We start from the raw sequence: 17171 nt of genomic DNA, 5'->3' as shown, positions 1-17171 counted from the left end.
ATATAAAGCCAATTTTTCGGTCGCAGCTCACATGTGCAGAAAGTATTACCGCGGTACGACATCTCCACCAGATCTGGAAACCATCATTTCAAGAAATCTTGTACCTATTAGACCAGACAGGCACCGGGTAAGATACCAGTCTGCAAGAATCTTCAGAGGTTTCCTCTATAGGGTAGCATAAAGCTTTGAATTTTACACGTTAAGCTCAGGCGGATTTTAATCCGTCTTTTTGACGTGGAAATGACATAGAAAAAGAGGATGAAGGAACTATTCCAACATCCTCTTTGATTCTTTTTGTCCCCGAGTCCAATGTTAACTTAATGACATTGAGGATTTCCTCCGGGGCTTTTTTTATCGTCTCTTTTCAGGATGAGCCTTATAGAATTCATTTTTATCTTTGTACATCCGCTCGTCGGCATATCTCATGGCGAGTCTTAGCTTTCCTTCGGTCTCGTCGTGATAGTAGCCTATGGCGAAGCATAGCCATTCGGGATCGCTTGCAAGTTCGCGAAGCCTGTCAACTTTCTTTTTAAAGTCTTCTTCATTTCCGTGAGTGGAGATGATCGAGAACTCATCACCGCCCGCTCTGTAGATATCGTCATCAGGGAATACTTCCTTTAGGATATTAGCCGCTGCTACAATAAGCTTATCGCCGGCGTCATGTCCCTGATTGTCATTTATTGTCTTGAGACCGTTAAGATCACAGAATGCAACGGTAAACGGTCTTGGATCAAATTCCATCTTAAGAGCAAGCTCGTCAACGTCTACGTTCATGCAGTTTCTGTTCTTTACACCTGTAAGAATATCTACATTACTTAAGTATTCAAGTCTTTCAAGGAAGAGGTGGTTGGCAACTTCTGCGGATAAGAAGAAGGATACCATCTCAATTGTTTCTTTTACGCGAGTTACGCTTGTTACATCAAAGTTGGTGATATAGAGGAAGCCTATTATCGAACCTTGATGGATAAACGGAACCAGGCATAAGCTGAAAATTCCATAAGGCTTTAATGTGGCAATCCATTCCGGGGCAAGGGATTCATAATGTGCCAGATCATTTTCGTCCTTTATAATGATGCAATTTGATGTTTTGAATAATTTTTCCCAGCTTGCTATGACAGAGAAGGGAATTTGTTTGAATATCTCTTTTAAGCTTACGTTCGGATTGTCTGTTGCACCGCTTATTACTTCGTATTTTTCAAGATCGGGCTGGTAACTTAAAACACTGGCTGCGTTTGAGGCTGTATATTCACGAATGTAACTTGTTACAGTGTCCATGCTGGAGTAGAAGTCCTTCTCATTTCTGAGCTCAAGACAAGTTCTTATAACGAAAGAAGCTATATCGGGAGATACGTTTGAATATTTATTGGTGTCCATCTCCTTGTTGAGAGTGTACATAAACTGACAATATGCTACATTCGGCTTTCTTTCTTCATCGGAAACTTCTATCGGAATCATGTAATCCTCAGTCCAGTAGCCGTACATCATTGTTGTATCGACATAGGTATGAATAGGTTGCTTTTTCCATGCGGCCCTGTAGCAGAAATCTTCAAATTTCGGCTCCTTAGGAACATTTATTGTATATTCGGCGCCTTCCATTTTTTTTTCAAGCTCTTTTACTTTCTGAGCCATGTCTTTTTGACCATCTTCTTCGTTTTGGAAGAACATAGCCATGCAGTCCATGATAAATGATTTGTTGATGGCAAAATAGCGCATCTCTTTAAATTTGCCCTCACCGTCAACTTCAACTTCAAAGATTGCAGCTGAAGGCGTTATGGCATTGACTGCAGCTTTTAATCTCACATAAAGATCATTACTCATTTTGCATACCGTCCTTTTGAAAACTTTTATTTAACCATATCGGGATAGTTATAATAAAATTCTTCGTTGAACTCGCGCTCGTATTTGTTTGCGTAGCGCATTGCCGAATGAAGTGCTCCGTCTGTGTTGTCTGTGTAATATCCGACCGTGAAATAGATCCAGGCGGGATCGGATGCCTTTTGCTTAAGCCTTTCTACCTTGCTTTTGAACTCAGCTTCCGTAGAAGTTGTCGATATGATCGCAAATTCATCGCCGGATGATCTGTAAATATAATCGTTTTTGAATGTATCCTTTAATAATTGTGCGGCTTCTCTAAGGAGTTTGTTTCCTGCCTCGTGACCGCCGTCCTTGTTGACGGTCTTAAGAGTATTGAGATAGCAAAAAGCTACGCTGAAAGGAATCGGCTTGATGCTAAGCTGAGCCGCGAGCTCATCGACCTTGTTGTTCATGGCGTTTCTGTTGTATACGCCTGTTCTTGCATCAATAAGGCTAAGACTCCTTAGTCTTTCTATAAAGATGTGGTGAGCAGTCTCCGATGAAAGGAAGACGGAGAGAATCTCGATCGTGTTCTTGATCTTGGTTAAATTTGTTACATCAAAGTTCGTGATATAGAGATATCCGATGATCGTGTTCTGGTGTATAAACGGAACAAGACATAGCGCTCTGACATCGTTTTCTCTGAGAGTTTTGACCCATTCGGGAGCCTTGGACTCATAATACTGCATATCATCTTCATTTCTTATGATAATACAGTTGGTATCGGCAACCAGTTCTTCCCATGATTCAACGATTTCGTAAGGAACATCGGAAAAGAGATCGCGAAGGCATACTTCATTATTAAGTACATTTTCGGAAATAACGTCGAATTTATACAGATCCCTCGAAATAGTCATTATACTGGCTGCATAACTGTCTGTGAATTCTCTGATATCTTTTGTCACCATATCCATTTTGGTGTAAAAATCATCTTCACCTCGTAGTTTAAGACATGTTTCTATGACAAAAGAAGCAATGTCGGGCTGAATGATTGAATATTTGCTTGCATCCATCTCTTTTGTCAGAAAATATGTCAGCTGGCAATATCCGATATCCGAGCCTTCCTCATGGACGATCGGAATAGTAGTGTTCTCGGTCCAGAATCCGTAAAGCTTTCTGGTGTCCAGATATGCGTGATAGGATTCGCCTTCAAACGCAGCCTTATAGCATATGTCTTCAAATTTGGGATCTTTTGGAAAATAGTCCGTGTAGAGTTTGCCTTCAACATCTTCGTTGGTCATGCTGAAAGAATCGTTGGCGGCAACAACCTTTATTTCACCGCATATACCTTCTCCTCTGCGCTGAACCGACAGGATAGCGCACGGGGCATTGCATAGAGAAACATAAGTTTTGAAATTATCGTATGTGATCGGTATCGACAATTTTTTATCCTCCGAAAAACAGACTACGCATAATGCAACACTATATATATATGATAGCTTCAAATTAACTAATAATCAAACATAAAAGTGATAAAAAAACATAAAAAAACATGAAAACATAATAAAGTAGAGAAAATTTCGTACTAGGTAACAAATTAAGGAATTATGTAAAAAATTCAATCGGTGTAAATGTTTGAATAGTATTTTGTCCGAAAACCATGTATAATACCTGTAATATCGTTTATATTAGCAGGGGAAGGGGGCATCTATGATTATTTTTTCCACACCGGCTGCTTTCTGGCTGATACTCACTGTTATATTGGCAATAATCGAGCTTGCGACCGTCGGACTAGTGACCATATGGTTCGCGGCGGGAAGCTTTATTGCTATGTTTTTTGCCGCGTTTGGTGCTAATATACCGGTGCAGATCGCCGTTTTTGCGCTTGTGTCGGTTGTATGTATCGCTGCGGTCAGACCGCTTGCGGCCAAGTACCTTAATAATAACGTAGCAAAGACCAATATCGACTCGGTAATAGGAAAGAAGCTGATCGTAAAGGCCGAGATCGACAATCTTAAAGAGAGCGGAAAAGTTGATTTCGAAGGCTCGACATGGCTTGCCAGATCCGAGGACAATAACATCACGATCCCGGAGGGAGCGGAAGTTACCGTCGTTAGGGTAGAAGGCAACAAGCTTATTGTAAAAAGAGATTTTATGTGAAATGAATGATCAAAAAAATTACGTATATACAAGGGAGGAAAGAACATGGCATCATTTTCATTTTTTATCGGTATAATAGTTGTCCTGGCTATTATAATACTTGCAGCCAACATCAGGATCGTGCCTCAGGCACATTCATTTGTAATTGAGAGACTCGGAGCTTTTAAGGAGACTTGGGATGTAGGTCTTCACTTCAAAGTTCCTTTTATAGACAGAGTGGCAAGACAGGTGGACCTCAAGGAGCAGTACTGCGACTTCCCGCCTCAGCCCGTTATCACACAGGATAACGTAACAATGCAGATTGATTCCATCGTCTTCTTTAGAATTTCAGATCCCAAGGCTTACGCTTACGGAGTAAGAAATCCTATCGGAGCCATCGAGAACCTCACAGCGACCACACTTCGTAACGTTATCGGTTCGCTTACACTCGATGAGACACTTACATCAAGAGATCAGATCAACGCACAGATGCAGGATGCGCTTGATATCGCTACCGATCCTTGGGGAATCAAGATCACAAGAGTCGAGCTCAAGAACATCAATCCTCCGGAGCAGATCCGTGACGCGATGGAGAAGCAGATGAAGGCTGAGCGTGAAAAGAGAGAGAAGATCCTCTTCGCGGAAGGTGAGAAGCAGTCACAGATTACCGTTGCAGAGGGTGAGAAACAGAGTAAGATCCTCCAGGCTGAGGCTGATAAGCAGGCAACAATTCTTAGAGCTGAAGCTGAGAAGGAAAAGAAAATACGAGAGGCAGAAGGTCAGGCAGCGGCTATCAAGAGCGTGCAGCAGGCTAATGCGGAAGGTATCAAGATGCTCAAAGAGGCAGGTGCGGATGAGTCCGTTCTTACACTTAAGAGCCTTGAAGCCTTTGAGAAAGCTTCTGACGGACAGGCAACCAAGATCATCGTTCCCTCCAATATTCAGGGAATTGCAGGTCTTGCAAGCTCAATAAAAGAGTCTTTGAAGTAATCGGGCTCTTTACGGGCTTATAACAGCCATGGCCGATACTGACCATAGGTTTATACATGAACAATAAATATAAAACAAAATCACAAATGGTCCTATACTTCCTCAAAGGAAGCGTGATCTTTTTTGTAATAAGCATGATATGCTCGGTGCTTGTGACGTTCTTTGAACTTGTAAGTCCGAAATTCGTGCAGTATACGGTTGATTTTCTTCTCGTGGACGCTGCGGACAGCAGCGTCCCGAGCTATATCGATCACGTGATAAATATGCTTGGAGGAAGGGACTATCTGAGAGTACATCTTTATCTTATGGCGCTTGTTGTCGCAGGATGTGCGATAGCAACGGCTCTCTTTAGATATTTATTCAAGCTTTTTAATTCAATAGCGGCGGAGAAATTTACAAGGCGAATGCGGGATACTCTTTTCGAGCACATCATACGCCTTCCTTTTGCATGGCATTCGGAGAATCACACGGGAGATATTATCCAGCGATGCACTTCCGATGTCGATACCATCAAGAATTTCGTATCCGAGCAGATGATCAATCTTTTTAGGATCACTGTAAGGATTGCTGTCGCGATGTATTTTATGCTCGGAATAAGCGGCTACCTTACGATATTCTCGGCTGTCTTTATTCCGATCATTGTGCTGTATTCATGTCTTTTTCACAGAAGGATCAGTAAGGGTTTTGAAAAGGCCGACAGTGAGGAGGGAAGACTTTCCGCTACTGCCCAGGAGAACCTCACGGGAGTGCGCGTCGTGCGTGCTTTCGGAAGAGAAGCCTATGAAAAAGAGAGATTTGAAACGCAGAACTATCATTATACAAACCTCTGGATCGACCTGATCCGCACGTTGTCTGCGTTCTGGGCATCGAATGACCTTATTTCGGGCCTTCAGGTCATGCTCGTGACTATCATAGGAGCCGTGCTTTGCGTTCAAAACAGTATTACGGTCGGTGAATACATTGCTTTTGTTTCACTTAATGCGATGCTCACATGGCCCGTAAGAGCGCTCGGAAGGATTATCTCCGAGATGAGTAAAGCGGGAGTTTCAATCGACAGGCTTCGTTACATCATGAATTCCGAAGAGGAAAAAGACAGCGAGAATGCGGTAGAACCTCCGATGAACAGGGATATTGTATTTGATAACGTATCGTACAAATACGGAAACGGAACGGAGGATGTCTTAAGCAATGTAAGCTTTAGGATCAAAGCGGGTACGACCTTCGGAGTCCTCGGCGGAACGGGCTCGGGTAAATCGACGCTTATGTACCTGATGGATAAGCTCTATGATCTTCCGGCAAGTAAAGGAGATGCTGATATAGCAGTAGGCCACGTGGTCACAGGCGATGCTGCCAAGGCAGAATGCCACGGTGGCGTCGGTGATGCCGAAACGGCAGAGAATTCCGGCAGGATCACGATCGGCGATGTCGACATCAAAGATATCAGGCGCAGCTACTTACGCCGCAACATAGGCCTTGTGCTTCAGGAGCCTTTTCTTTTCTCAGGTACGTTATCAGAAAATATTGCAATAACACAGAGTGACGCTAGTTTCAAGGAAGTTCGTGATGCCGCCAAGATTGCGGATCTCGATGAAGCGATACGTAACTTTAACAAAGGCTATGAAACGTACGTCGGAGAGAGGGGAGTGACGCTGTCCGGCGGTCAGAAGCAAAGGACCGCGATCGCGCAGATGCTTATGGGTAAACCACCTATTATGATCTTTGACGATTCGCTATCCGCGGTTGATACAAGGACGGATGCGAGGATCAGAAAGGCTCTTTCAGAGACGACTGTCGGAACAACGGTCATTCTCATATCACACAGGATCACTACGCTTATGCATGCGGATACCATTCTTGTTCTTGATAAGGGCAAGGTTGCCGAGATCGGCTCGCACGATGAGCTTGTTGCAAATAACGGAATTTACAAGAGAATATATGATATTCAGAAGCAGGGAATATGAAAAAGGAAAACAGTACAACAGGTACGAATCTTAAACTTTTCGGGATCCCAAAGCTGTATCCTTACATAAAGCCATACCTTTGGAAGATAGTGTTTATGGTAAGTCTGGGAGTTTTGAGTTCACTCCTTGATTCGTTTATTCCAATCTTCAACAAGTATGCGATCGACAATTTTGTCGGAAAGGGAACGCTTAAGGGATTACCGGTATTTATAATTTTATACGTTGCTCTTTTGATCGTTTTGGTAGTTGATAACTTTGTCTGCACGTACATCTGCGGACAGGTCGAGATGGGCATGGACAGAGACTTAAGAAACGCTGCGTTCAATCATCTTCAGGAGCTTTCTTTTGCCTACTTTAATCAGAACAATGTGGGTTACATTCACGCGCGTGTCATGAGCGATACCGGAAAGATAGGTCTCATGGTGTCGTGGAGAATGATGGACATTGTCTGGAACGGCTCTTTTATCGTCTGCGTCCTCATCATGATGCTAATTCAAAACGTGAAGCTTGCGCTTATTGTTATGGCGATCGTTCCGGTTACGGTCGTTCTTGCGACTTATTTTCAGAAAAAACTGATCGCGATAAACAGAAAGGTCCGTGAGATCAATTCGACCATAACGGGTAACTTCAACGAAGGAATAACAGGCGCCAAGGCGATAAAGACGCTTGTTGTTGAGGATAAGATACAGGCGGATTTTGAAAAAGATACAAAGAAAATGTTTAGAACATCGGTAAACGCCGCGCATTACTCGGCATTTTTTACCGCATCCGTTACTATGCTTTCATCGTTTGCGCTTGCACTTGTTTTGTATAAGGGCGGAATTATGACGATGAAAGATGTCCTGGGAATCGGCACGCTTTCAGTCTTTTTATCATATGCGCTTGCGCTCATGGAACCTGTGCAGAACGTTATCGTGACGCTTTCCGAGCTTATCACGGTGCAGGTTAACGTCGAGAGATTTTTTAAGCTGATCGAGGAAAAGTCCGATGTTTTCGATACTCCCGAAGTCATCGAGAAATACGGCGATACTTTTAATCCCAAGAAAGAGAACTGGGAGGAACTTATAGGAGACATCGAGTTTAAGGACGTTTCTTTCCATTATCCGGACGGAGATGAGTACGTTCTTGAGCACTTTAATCTTAAGGTTCCGCAGGGAATGAACGTTGCAATCGTAGGTGAGACGGGCGCCGGAAAGTCGACGCTTGTAAATCTCGTTTGCAGATTTTTTAAGCCGACCGAAGGTTATGTTCTTATCGACGGAAAAGACGCAGCGGCAAGGTCGCAGCTCTGGCTTCACAGTAACATCGGATACGTTCTTCAGACACCACATCTTTTCTCGGGTTCCGTAAGGGATAACTTAAGATACGGTAAGCCGGATGCGACGGATGAAGAAATCTGGAAAGCGCTTGACCTTGTGTCGGCTTCGGATGTCGTTCGAAAGATGGACAAGGGTCTTGATGCTGATGTCGGAGAAGACGGCGATATGCTATCGACGGGAGAGAAGCAGCTTCTTTCTTTTGCAAGGGCGATACTTGCAGACCCGAGGATCTTGATTCTCGACGAAGCGACTTCATCCATCGATGTCGTTACTGAGAAAAAAATTCAGGACGCCATCGGAATCGTTACTAAAGGCAGGACTTCTTTTGTCATCGCGCATAGATTATCAACAATTGTTGATGCGGATATCATTTTGGTCGTACAAGATGGTAAAATAATTGAGAGAGGAAAGCATAGTGAGCTGATGAATCAGAAAGGCTACTACTATGAGCTCTTTACAAGACAGTTTGAGGAACGGAGTTTTAACCTGATATGACGGACATTGCGGTTTTCAGCGACATACATGCCAATCATACGGCGCTCCAGGCGTGCATTGATTATGCGATGGGCAAAGGTATCACGAACTTTGCTCTTCTTGGCGACTACGTGACGGACTGCCCCAATCCGCAGAAGACGATGGAGCTTATCTATGTGCTGAAGCAGTATTTTAACACTTATATCATCAGAGGAAATCGCGAGGAGTACCTTCTGGACTATTGGAAGGAAGGTAAGGGCAATTGGAAAAAAGGCTCTGCGAGCGGTTCGCTCCTCTATACATACGAGAACCTGACGGAAAAAGATCTTGAGTTTTTTGATTCTCTGCCGAACTACATGCTCTGCGAGATCAAGGGATATCCGCCTTTTGAGATATGCCACGGATCACCCGAGAACACCGCTGAGCTTATGTTCAGGGAAAAGAGAAATACCAAGAGGATAATCGCGCATCTTAAGACGAATCTTTTGCTGCACGGTCACAATCATGTGCAGGATACGTATATCTACAGAGGGAAAAAGGCTGTGAATCCGGGCTCTATCGGAATTCCGTGGTATCACGAAGGAAAGACGCAGTTCTGTATTCTTCACGGAAACGGAAAGGCTTGGGAAGAGGAGCAGATTCAGCTTGATTACAACAAGAAAGAGATCATCAGAGAATTCAAGGCGTCGGATCTCATGACGATGGCACCCGCCTGGGCTGCCTCCGCAATGCACACGATCCGCACCGGCGTCGATATCAATGAGACGATCCTTCTTCGTGCGATGCGCCTTTGCGAGCAGGAAAGAGGCGTCGTTCGTTGGCCCGATATCCCTGAGAAATACTGGGCGATCGCCCTCAAAGAAAACTATGTGGACCTCCACGGAAAAGACATTCCGCGGGAGACAGAAGAGTAAATAAAGAGGCCGCCTCAGCATGTTGGCTGAAGCGGCTTTTGATTTATTTATATAACGGGCCGTAAGCGGCGCAGGCTCTGTAGTCCTGGCCTTCCTTGTCGCTTCCGAAAGCGTTCCAAGCGGCAGGGCGGTAGATGTCGTCAGGTGCTACGTTGTGCATGCAAACGGGGATGCGAAGCATCGAAGCCATAGTGATGAGATCTGCTCCGATGTGACCGTAGCTGATAGCGCCGTGGTTGGCACCCCAGTTGTTCATTACATCGTAGGCTGTCTTAAACGGTGAACCTTCCACGCCGTCAGTGCGAGGTGCGAACCATGTGCACGGCCAGGTGTAATCAGTTCTTTTCCAAAGAACATCAGATACTTCATCCGGGAGATTAACTGTCCAGCCCTCAACAATCTGAAGTACAGGTCCCAGACCCTTTACAATATTAAGTCTTATCATGGTTGCGGGCATCTCGGCTCTTGTGATAAATCTTCCCGAATAGCCGGCTCCTCTGAAATATCCGTTGTCGGCAGGGCACCACTCGGTCGCTGCCATTACCGTCTCGATATCTTTATCGCTTACGTTGTACCATTCCTTCATAACGGCGTTGCCGTTTTCATCCCTAAGTTCTCCGCACGCATCAAGACAGCAGGCACCTGAATTTATCAGATGAATAAAGCCGTCAGATTCTTTTGCATGACCTTCAAGCTCAAAGCCCGTCACACGTTTAACCGCATCTGCGCTCCAGTATGTGCGCACATCCGCAAACATCTGAGGTCTGTTAGTTAACAGCTTCATGAACAGCATCGAAGCTCCGTTTAATGTATCATTCTCTGTTGCAAGGATGAACGGCTCACGAACTCCGTTCCAGTCAAAAGAAGTATTGAGAATAGCTTCGGGGAAATCGCAGTTGGGCCAGTGATCCGTCCACTGTCTCTGTCCCTGGAAACCGCCGCAGATAGCGTTGTGACCAACGGCTTCTTCTTCGCAGCCTTCGGGGAGATTTGGATTTCCCTGATAGAGATCTTCAATGATGACCGCCATCTTTGCCGTGAATTCCCAATCCTTTTCTTTTTGCTCATCGGTCTTTTTTACCGAATCGGGATTCTTGTCAAAGCCCTGTCTGCAGTACTTCTTGATCCAAGAAAGAGCTTTCTGATATTCGTCCTCGTTGTAGATATGTTCTTCCATGCGGCGAAGGATCTCAACTTCGTCGACTGATTCAACTCGCATTCCGAGATATTCTTCAAAGAAATCGTGATTTATTATAGAGCCTCCGATTCCCATGCACTGAGAGCCTATCTGAAGATATGACTTATCGCGCATGGAAGCAGCTGCAACGGCGGCTCTTCCAAAGCGAAGGAGCTTGGTCTTTACATCTTCCGGAATAACCGTATCGGTTGCATCCTGAACGTCTTTTCCGTAGATACCGAAAGCGGGAAGACCCTTCTGAGCGTAGGTTGCAAGCACGCTTGCAAGATATACGGCGCCCGGTCTTTCCGTTGCGTTAAGTCCCCACACACCCTTTATCGTAAGAGGGTTCATGTCCATTGTCTCTGCGCCGTAGCACCAACAGGGAGTTACGCTTAAGGTTATTGCAACGCCTTCTTTTCTGAATTTCTGCTCGCAGGCAGCCGACTCCGCAACACGTCCTATCGTTGTGTCAGCGATTACTACTTTAACGGGTTCGCCGTTTGAATACTTAAGGTTTTCTTCAAACAATTTCTTGGCGGAGAGCGCCATGTTCATTGTCTGGTCTTCAAGTGACTCTCTGACCTTAAGAGGTCCGCGCCTTCCGTCGATTATAGGTCTTATTCCTATAACCGGATAATCCCCGATATATCTGTTTTTTGCCATAAAAATCCTCCTTTAAATTCTTTTTTTACCCCAATAAAAACATGTTTATATGCCATGATATTATCTCTACCCGATTTGGAATTGAAGTGCTATACTGTAAAAAAATATAACAATATTCACCCATTTGTTAAAAGGGGTTGAGAGGAAGGTGACTTTGAAATACACTGACTATATCGAAAAAAGGGTTCAGGGAACGTTCAATTTTCCCATAGCCTATTACCGTGAAAACCCGCAGAGTCCGCGGTATTACATGCCTTATCACTGGCATCCTCACTACGAGATAATACGTATTATCGAAGGCTCTTTTAACCTGACACTTGATAATGAGACCAAGAGGTATAAGGCCGGGGATATTATAATGGTCACCGGCGGCGTAATTCACGGAGGAGAACCCGAGGATTGCATTTACGAATGTATTGTTTTTGATCTTGATATGCTTCTCAAAAACAATCACGCTTGTGCGGCTAAGATACAACAGATCATCAGCGGTAAGATCCGTATTCATACGCTCCTTTCGGAAAAGAGCTCACGCATACCGGCGATAGTTGCTTCGCTGTGTCAGGTGCTCTCCGAGAAAAAAGAGGGATATGAATTTATGACACAAGGTTATCTGTATCTTTTGATCGGAACCGTCATAAAGGAAAAGCTCTATGAAGAGTCCGCGTATTCCGCCGTTACCATCGAGCGTCTCAACTCGCTTAAGAGTATAGTGGACTACATCTCGGATCATTACTCTGAGAACATAAGTCTTGAGAAGCTCGCAAGGATAGCGGGAATGAATCCCAAGTATTTCTGCAGATATTTCCGCAGACTGACGGGTCGCACACCTATCGATTATCTTAATTACTATCGGATAGAAAGCGCCTGTGAGATGCTCAGCACTCGTAACATCACGATTAAAGAGACTGCGATGAACTGTGGTTTTTCTGATGAGAGCTACTTTGTAAAGACTTTCAAGAAGTACAAGAATACCACACCTAAACAATATACGAGAAAAGAATTCTAGTTCGCAGAATATGAGTTATTTCAGGAGGGAAAAATGAAATGCCACTTGTGACAACTGAAGAGATTTTGAGAAAGGCGAACGACGAAGGATACGCTGTCGGAGCTTTCAATGTCGAGAACATGGAAATGGTCCGCGCCGTCATCAAAGCCTGTGAGGAGATGAATGCTCCCGGCATTCTTCAGACAACTCCTTCAACCGTCAAATATGCCGATCTCGACATGTACGTTGCGATGGTTTCGGCGGAAGCCAAGAAGGCAGACGTTCCGATCGCACTACACCTTGATCACGGAAGCAGCTTCGAGCTTGCGATGCAGGCACTCAGAAGCGGTTACACCTCGATCATGATCGACGGCTCCAAGCTTGAGATCGATGAGAACATCAAGCTGTCCAAGAGTGTTGCCGATGCTTGCAGACCTTCGCGAATCCCCGTAGAAGCCGAGCTTGGTAAGGTCGGAGGAAAAGAGGATGATATGAGCTGCGACGATCCCGGATACACGGAAGTTGACGACGCAGTGAGATTTGTAAAAGAAACAGGAGTATCATCACTTGCCGTTGCGATAGGTACAGCTCATGGAATTTACAAAGGTGTTCCCAAGCTTGATGTGGACAGACTTTCGGAGATCAAGAAAGTAGTTTCCATTCCGCTTGTACTTCACGGAGCATCGGGAGTTCCGGATGATGCGGTAAGAGAGTGCATAAAGAGAGGCATCAGCAAAGTTAACTTCGCTACAGAGCTTCGAATCGCATTCAGCGACGGACTTAAAGAGTACTTGCAGGAGAATCCTGACACATTCGATCCCAAGAAGTATTGCACAGCAGGTTCTTCCAAGGTTACAGAGCTTGTAAAAGCAAAGATAAGAGTGTGCGGATCCGAGAATAAAGCTTGAGGTTGTGTTGAACTTCCTATTTTTTTTTAGTATAATAAACGAAACGTTTCGCGCTGCAAAATGCAGCCAAAGGAAATAGATTCAAAAAAAGGGGAGTTCAAATGCCATCAACGATCAAAGACATCAAAGAGTATACCGGTTTATCACTTGCGACAATTTCCAAGTACCTTAACGGCGGAAATGTTTTACCTGAGAATCGTGCCAAGATCGAGAAGGCTATAAACGAGCTTCACTACGAAGTCAATGAGATAGCAAGAGGCCTTGTCACCAAGAAGACAAAGACAGTCGGCATCTTGGTATTTAGCATAACCAGCCCGTTCTCCGGAATGATACTTCATCATGTGGGACAGGCACTTCGCAAAAAAGGCTACGGAATGCTTATCGTAGATTCATGCGACGACGAAGAGATCGAGAGAAAGAACGTCAATTATCTTATCAGCAAGAAGGTTGACGGCATTATCGTTCTTCCCGTTGCATCAAAGGGCGATTTTCTCAAACCTGTCAAAAGAGCCGGAATACCCGTAGTTTTACTGGACAGAGCACTTGCGGATTCACAGTATGATTGCGTTAGGATCACCAACCGCAAATCAACATACTATGCGATGCAGGAGCTTATAAAAAGAAATCACAAAAAGATCGCGGTGATCGCATCTGAGAGAGAGTATACGGGACGCGAGCGTTTCAACGGCTTCATGGAAGCCATGAGAGATGCGGGACTTGAGGTACCCGTGGAGTATCAGGTCAGAGGTAAACACTCAATAGCAAGCGGCTACAACGGAATGATGAAGCTCCTTACGCTCAAGAACAGGCCTACAGCCGTATTTATGAGTAACTATGAGATTACACTAGGTGCGATGCTTGCAATAAACGAGTCGGGACTTAAATCTCCCGATGACATTTCACTACTAGGTTTTGACGATCAGCTCTTCTTCCATGTCATGCAGCCTCAGGTCTACATGGTAGAGCAGCCTACACAGGCAATGGGAGAGAAGGCCGTTGAGCTTTTGCTTAAAAGAATAAACGGCGAAACTCAGGACGGACCTATGGAGCTTGCGCTTGGCACAAGTCTTCACAGAGGCAATTCGATTAAGACTTTGTAGGATTTTTGCAACTAAAAACTACAAGGGCTATTGCCCCATTATTTTTTAGATAAGAGCGAAACGTTTCGCTTGAAATCAACCAAATATGAGGATAAACATGACAGAACAACTATTACTGGGTATCGATATAGGTACTTCGGCATGTAAAGTGGCTGTCTTTGATACAGACGGAAATGTAGTGGCTCAGTCCAATAAACCGTACCTTGTGTATTATCCGCAGCAAGGATATGCGGAACAGGATCCGGAAGAGTGGTGGGACGCAATCGTAGCTGCCATCAGGGAAATCCTGGATCTTAAAACTTTCGATCCAAAGAAAATAGCAGGTATAGGAGTAGACGGACAGAGCTGGTCAGCCATACCGATTGACCGAAAACAAAACGTCCTTTACAGGACACCTATATGGATGGATACGCGAGCAAGGAACATTTGCGATAGAGCGAAACGTTTAGCTCAAGATGAAGAGATCTTCTCGATTGCAGGAAATGATTTCCTCCCATCGTATGCAACACCAAAGATGATCTGGTTTAAAGAAAACATGCCGGAGGTCTTTGGGAAAACGGATCTATTCCTGCAATCGAACAGCTTCATCGTTATGAAGCTCACAGGAGAGGTCAGTCAGGATCTCAGCCAGGGATACGGTATTCACTTCTTCGACATGAAGAAAAAAGAATACAACGCAGAACTGGCAGAGAAGCTGGGCTTATCCGTATCGCTTGTTCCTTCACTCTATAGATGCGATGAGATAGTCGGAACGGTAACCAAAGAAGCTTCTGAGTTAACGGGCTTACCCGAAGGAATTCCTGTTGTGGCAGGCGGACTTGATGCAGCCTGCGGAACACTTGGAGCCGGAGTATATGATGTCGGACAGACGCAGGAACAGGGCGGACAGGCAGGAGGAATGAGCATTTGTACTGACAGTGCTCTTTCTCATAAAAAGCTGATCCTGAGCACTCACGTGGTTCCGGACAGATGGCTTTTACAGGGAGGCACCGTCGGAGGAGGCGGAACTCTCAAGTGGTTCAAGCAAGAGTTCGGTAAAGACTTAAGCTTTGATGAACTTACCCAAGAGGCTGAGAAAGTAAGTCCCGGTTCGGACGGCGTTGTCTTTCTTCCTTACATGGCTGGTGAGAGGTCACCTATCTGGGATCCCGATGCAAAAGGAGTTTTCTACGGACTTTCTTTTGACAAGACAAGAGGTCATATGATCAGAGCCGTTTTGGAAGGCGTGGCGCTTTCACTGCAGCACAATATGCTTACGGCGGCGGAGACAGGCATCACGGTGGAGAGTCTGAATGCAATGGGCGGATCTGCGAATTCTCTTTTGTGGACACAGATCAAAGCAGATGTCACAGGGAAAAGAGTTCAGGTTCCCGCATCGGATACGGCTACAACACTGGGAGCAGCGCTCCTTGCAGGAAAAGGCTGCGGTATTTACAAGGACTACAAAGAGGCGGTTGAGAAGACAATAAAGATCACCAGAGTCCACGAACCTAATGCCGAGAATCATGAGATATATAAGCGCTCAATGGAGCTTTATCTAAGGCTTTACGAGGACCTAAAGGATACCTTTAAGGAATACAAAGATATCTAAGGTAACAAAGCTTAACTAAGAAAAGCCAATAAGAGCAGTAATAACAAAACACAGAAAAGAGGAGAAAACATGAAAGCAGGTGTGGTACATGCCAAAAACGATATCCGCTACGAAGAAATCGAAAAGCCGATAGCGGGTCCCGGAAAAGTACTTATCAAGGTTAAATACACGGGTATATGCGGATCGGACATTCCGAGAGTTAACGGAGATGCCTGTCACTACTTCCCGAACGTACTGGGACATGAGTTTTCGGGTACCGTTACGGAAGTCGGAGACGGCGTAACTTCACTTAAGGTTGGGGACAGAGTTGCGGGAGTTCCGCTTGTTCCCTGCATGAAATGCGAGGATTGCCAGAAAGGAAATTACAGCCTTTGCAAGCATTACAGCTTCATCGGCTCAAGAGAGTTCGGAAGCTTTGCGGAATACGTTGCGGTTCCCGAGAAGAACGCGGTTAAGTTTGACGACGAAGTAAGCTTCGAGCAGGGCGCATTTTTTGAACCCGCAACGGTTGCTCTTCACGGACTAAGAAGAGTTGATTACAAGGGCGGCAAGAACGTAGCTATCCTCGGAGGAGGAACGATCGGACTTATGACAGCTCAGTGGGCAAAGATCTTCGGTGCCAAGAGCGTTACGATATTCGACATTTTGGATGAGAGACTTGAGCTTGCAAACAGGCTCGGCTGCGACTACGGTGTTAATTCATCCAAGCCCGATTACATGGACAGGGTAAAAGAGATCACGGGCGGAAAAGGTTTTGACTACGTGTACGAGACTGCCGGAAATACGATCACCATGAAGATGGCATTTGAGCTTGCGGCAAACAAAGCGCAGGTGTGCTTCATAGGAACTCCCACCAAAGATCTTTCTTTTACCGTACAGGAATGGGAGAACATGAACCGCAAAGAGTTCACGTTAACGGGATCGTGGATGAGCTATTCGGCTCCTTTCCCCGGGGATGAATGGGAGCTTACGGCTTACTACTTCAAGACGGGACAGCTCAAATTCGATGACTCTTTTATCTTCCAAAAGATTCCGCTTTCTTTGATCGACGCGGCATTTGAGATGTATAAGACACCGGGAACGGTAAAGGGCAAGATCCTGATAGACAGTGAGAAATAAAAGTAATACCGACACATAAAAATAATCACATAAA

13 protein-coding genes and 1 pseudogene are annotated in these 17171 nt (G+C 45.0%); 11 read left to right on the top strand and 3 right to left on the bottom strand.

Features of this window, described 5'->3' with window-relative positions; genetic code table 11:
• A pseudogene (locus tag BM377_RS16425) lies at positions 1-181 on the top strand (IS4 family transposase); the annotation flags it as partial.
• A 170-nt stretch (positions 182-351) separates the two neighbouring features.
• Here the strand turns inward: BM377_RS16425 and BM377_RS10440 are convergent.
• Both BM377_RS10440 and BM377_RS10435 read right to left on the bottom strand, forming a co-directional pair.
• Positions 352-1818, bottom strand: a complete 1467-nt coding sequence (locus BM377_RS10440; protein WP_092247770.1) for a diguanylate cyclase domain-containing protein — start codon at positions 1816-1818, stop codon at positions 352-354.
• A 26-nt stretch (positions 1819-1844) separates the two neighbouring features.
• On the bottom strand, positions 1845-3236 hold the full coding sequence (locus BM377_RS10435; RefSeq protein WP_092247767.1) for a GGDEF domain-containing protein: 1392 nt from the start codon (positions 3234-3236) through the stop codon (positions 1845-1847).
• Positions 3237-3504: 268 nt separating this feature from the next.
• Between BM377_RS10435 and BM377_RS10430 the strand changes: the two genes are divergently transcribed.
• From BM377_RS10430 to BM377_RS10410, 5 genes are all read left to right on the top strand, one after another.
• A complete protein-coding gene (locus BM377_RS10430; protein WP_092247764.1) occupies positions 3505-3954 on the top strand; it encodes an NfeD family protein in 450 nt (149 codons plus the stop codon).
• 45 nt (positions 3955-3999) lie between these two features.
• A complete protein-coding gene (locus tag BM377_RS10425; protein WP_092247761.1) occupies positions 4000-4923 on the top strand; it encodes an SPFH domain-containing protein in 924 nt (307 codons plus the stop codon).
• Between the two features lie 113 nt (positions 4924-5036).
• The gene (locus BM377_RS10420; protein ID WP_242948147.1) at positions 5037-6884 is read left to right on the top strand and encodes an ABC transporter ATP-binding protein; all 1848 of its coding nucleotides are present in this window, start codon (positions 5037-5039) and stop codon (positions 6882-6884) included.
• Positions 6881-8698: an ABC transporter ATP-binding protein gene (locus BM377_RS10415; protein ID WP_092247755.1), complete on the top strand. Its 1818-nt coding sequence runs from the start codon at positions 6881-6883 to the stop codon at positions 8696-8698. The genes BM377_RS10420 and BM377_RS10415 overlap by 4 nt, the downstream gene beginning before the upstream one ends.
• Positions 8695-9591: a metallophosphoesterase family protein gene (locus BM377_RS10410; RefSeq protein WP_092247752.1), complete on the top strand. Its 897-nt coding sequence runs from the start codon at positions 8695-8697 to the stop codon at positions 9589-9591. The genes BM377_RS10415 and BM377_RS10410 overlap by 4 nt, the downstream gene beginning before the upstream one ends.
• Positions 9592-9634: 43 nt before the next feature.
• On the opposite strand, the gene BM377_RS10405 is transcribed toward BM377_RS10410, so the two are convergent.
• Positions 9635-11434: an L-fucose isomerase gene (locus BM377_RS10405; protein WP_092247749.1), complete on the bottom strand. Its 1800-nt coding sequence runs from the start codon at positions 11432-11434 to the stop codon at positions 9635-9637.
• 148 nt (positions 11435-11582) lie between these two features.
• Here BM377_RS10405 and BM377_RS10400 point away from each other — a divergent pair, with 148 nt between their 5' ends.
• The 5 genes from BM377_RS10400 to BM377_RS10380 all read left to right on the top strand — a co-directional run bounded on the left by BM377_RS10400 (position 11583) and on the right by BM377_RS10380 (position 17137).
• A complete protein-coding gene (locus BM377_RS10400) occupies positions 11583-12440 on the top strand; it encodes an AraC family transcriptional regulator (RefSeq protein WP_278290491.1) in 858 nt (285 codons plus the stop codon).
• Positions 12441-12478: 38 nt separating this feature from the next.
• A complete protein-coding gene (gene fba, locus BM377_RS10395) occupies positions 12479-13327 on the top strand; it encodes a class II fructose-1,6-bisphosphate aldolase (RefSeq protein ID WP_092247743.1) in 849 nt (282 codons plus the stop codon).
• A gap of 101 nt (positions 13328-13428) precedes the next feature.
• Positions 13429-14427 (top strand): LacI family DNA-binding transcriptional regulator, encoded by a 999-nt coding sequence (locus BM377_RS10390; RefSeq protein WP_092247740.1) that lies wholly within the window; start codon positions 13429-13431, stop codon positions 14425-14427.
• 97 nt (positions 14428-14524) lie between these two features.
• Positions 14525-16018 (top strand): xylulokinase, encoded by a 1494-nt coding sequence (gene xylB, locus BM377_RS10385; protein WP_092247737.1) that lies wholly within the window; start codon positions 14525-14527, stop codon positions 16016-16018.
• 69 nt (positions 16019-16087) lie between these two features.
• Positions 16088-17137 carry a galactitol-1-phosphate 5-dehydrogenase gene (locus tag BM377_RS10380; protein WP_092247734.1) on the top strand — a complete coding sequence of 350 codons (1050 nt, stop codon included), beginning with the start codon at positions 16088-16090 and terminating at the stop codon, positions 17135-17137.
• The last annotated feature ends 34 nt before the right edge of the window (positions 17138-17171 follow it).

Source organism: Butyrivibrio sp. INlla21 (assembly GCF_900116875.1).
Lineage (GTDB): Bacteria > Bacillota > Clostridia > Lachnospirales > Lachnospiraceae > Butyrivibrio.
Note: the sequence above shows the minus strand (reverse complement) of the source record. Positions and strands in the feature narration are given on the sequence as shown.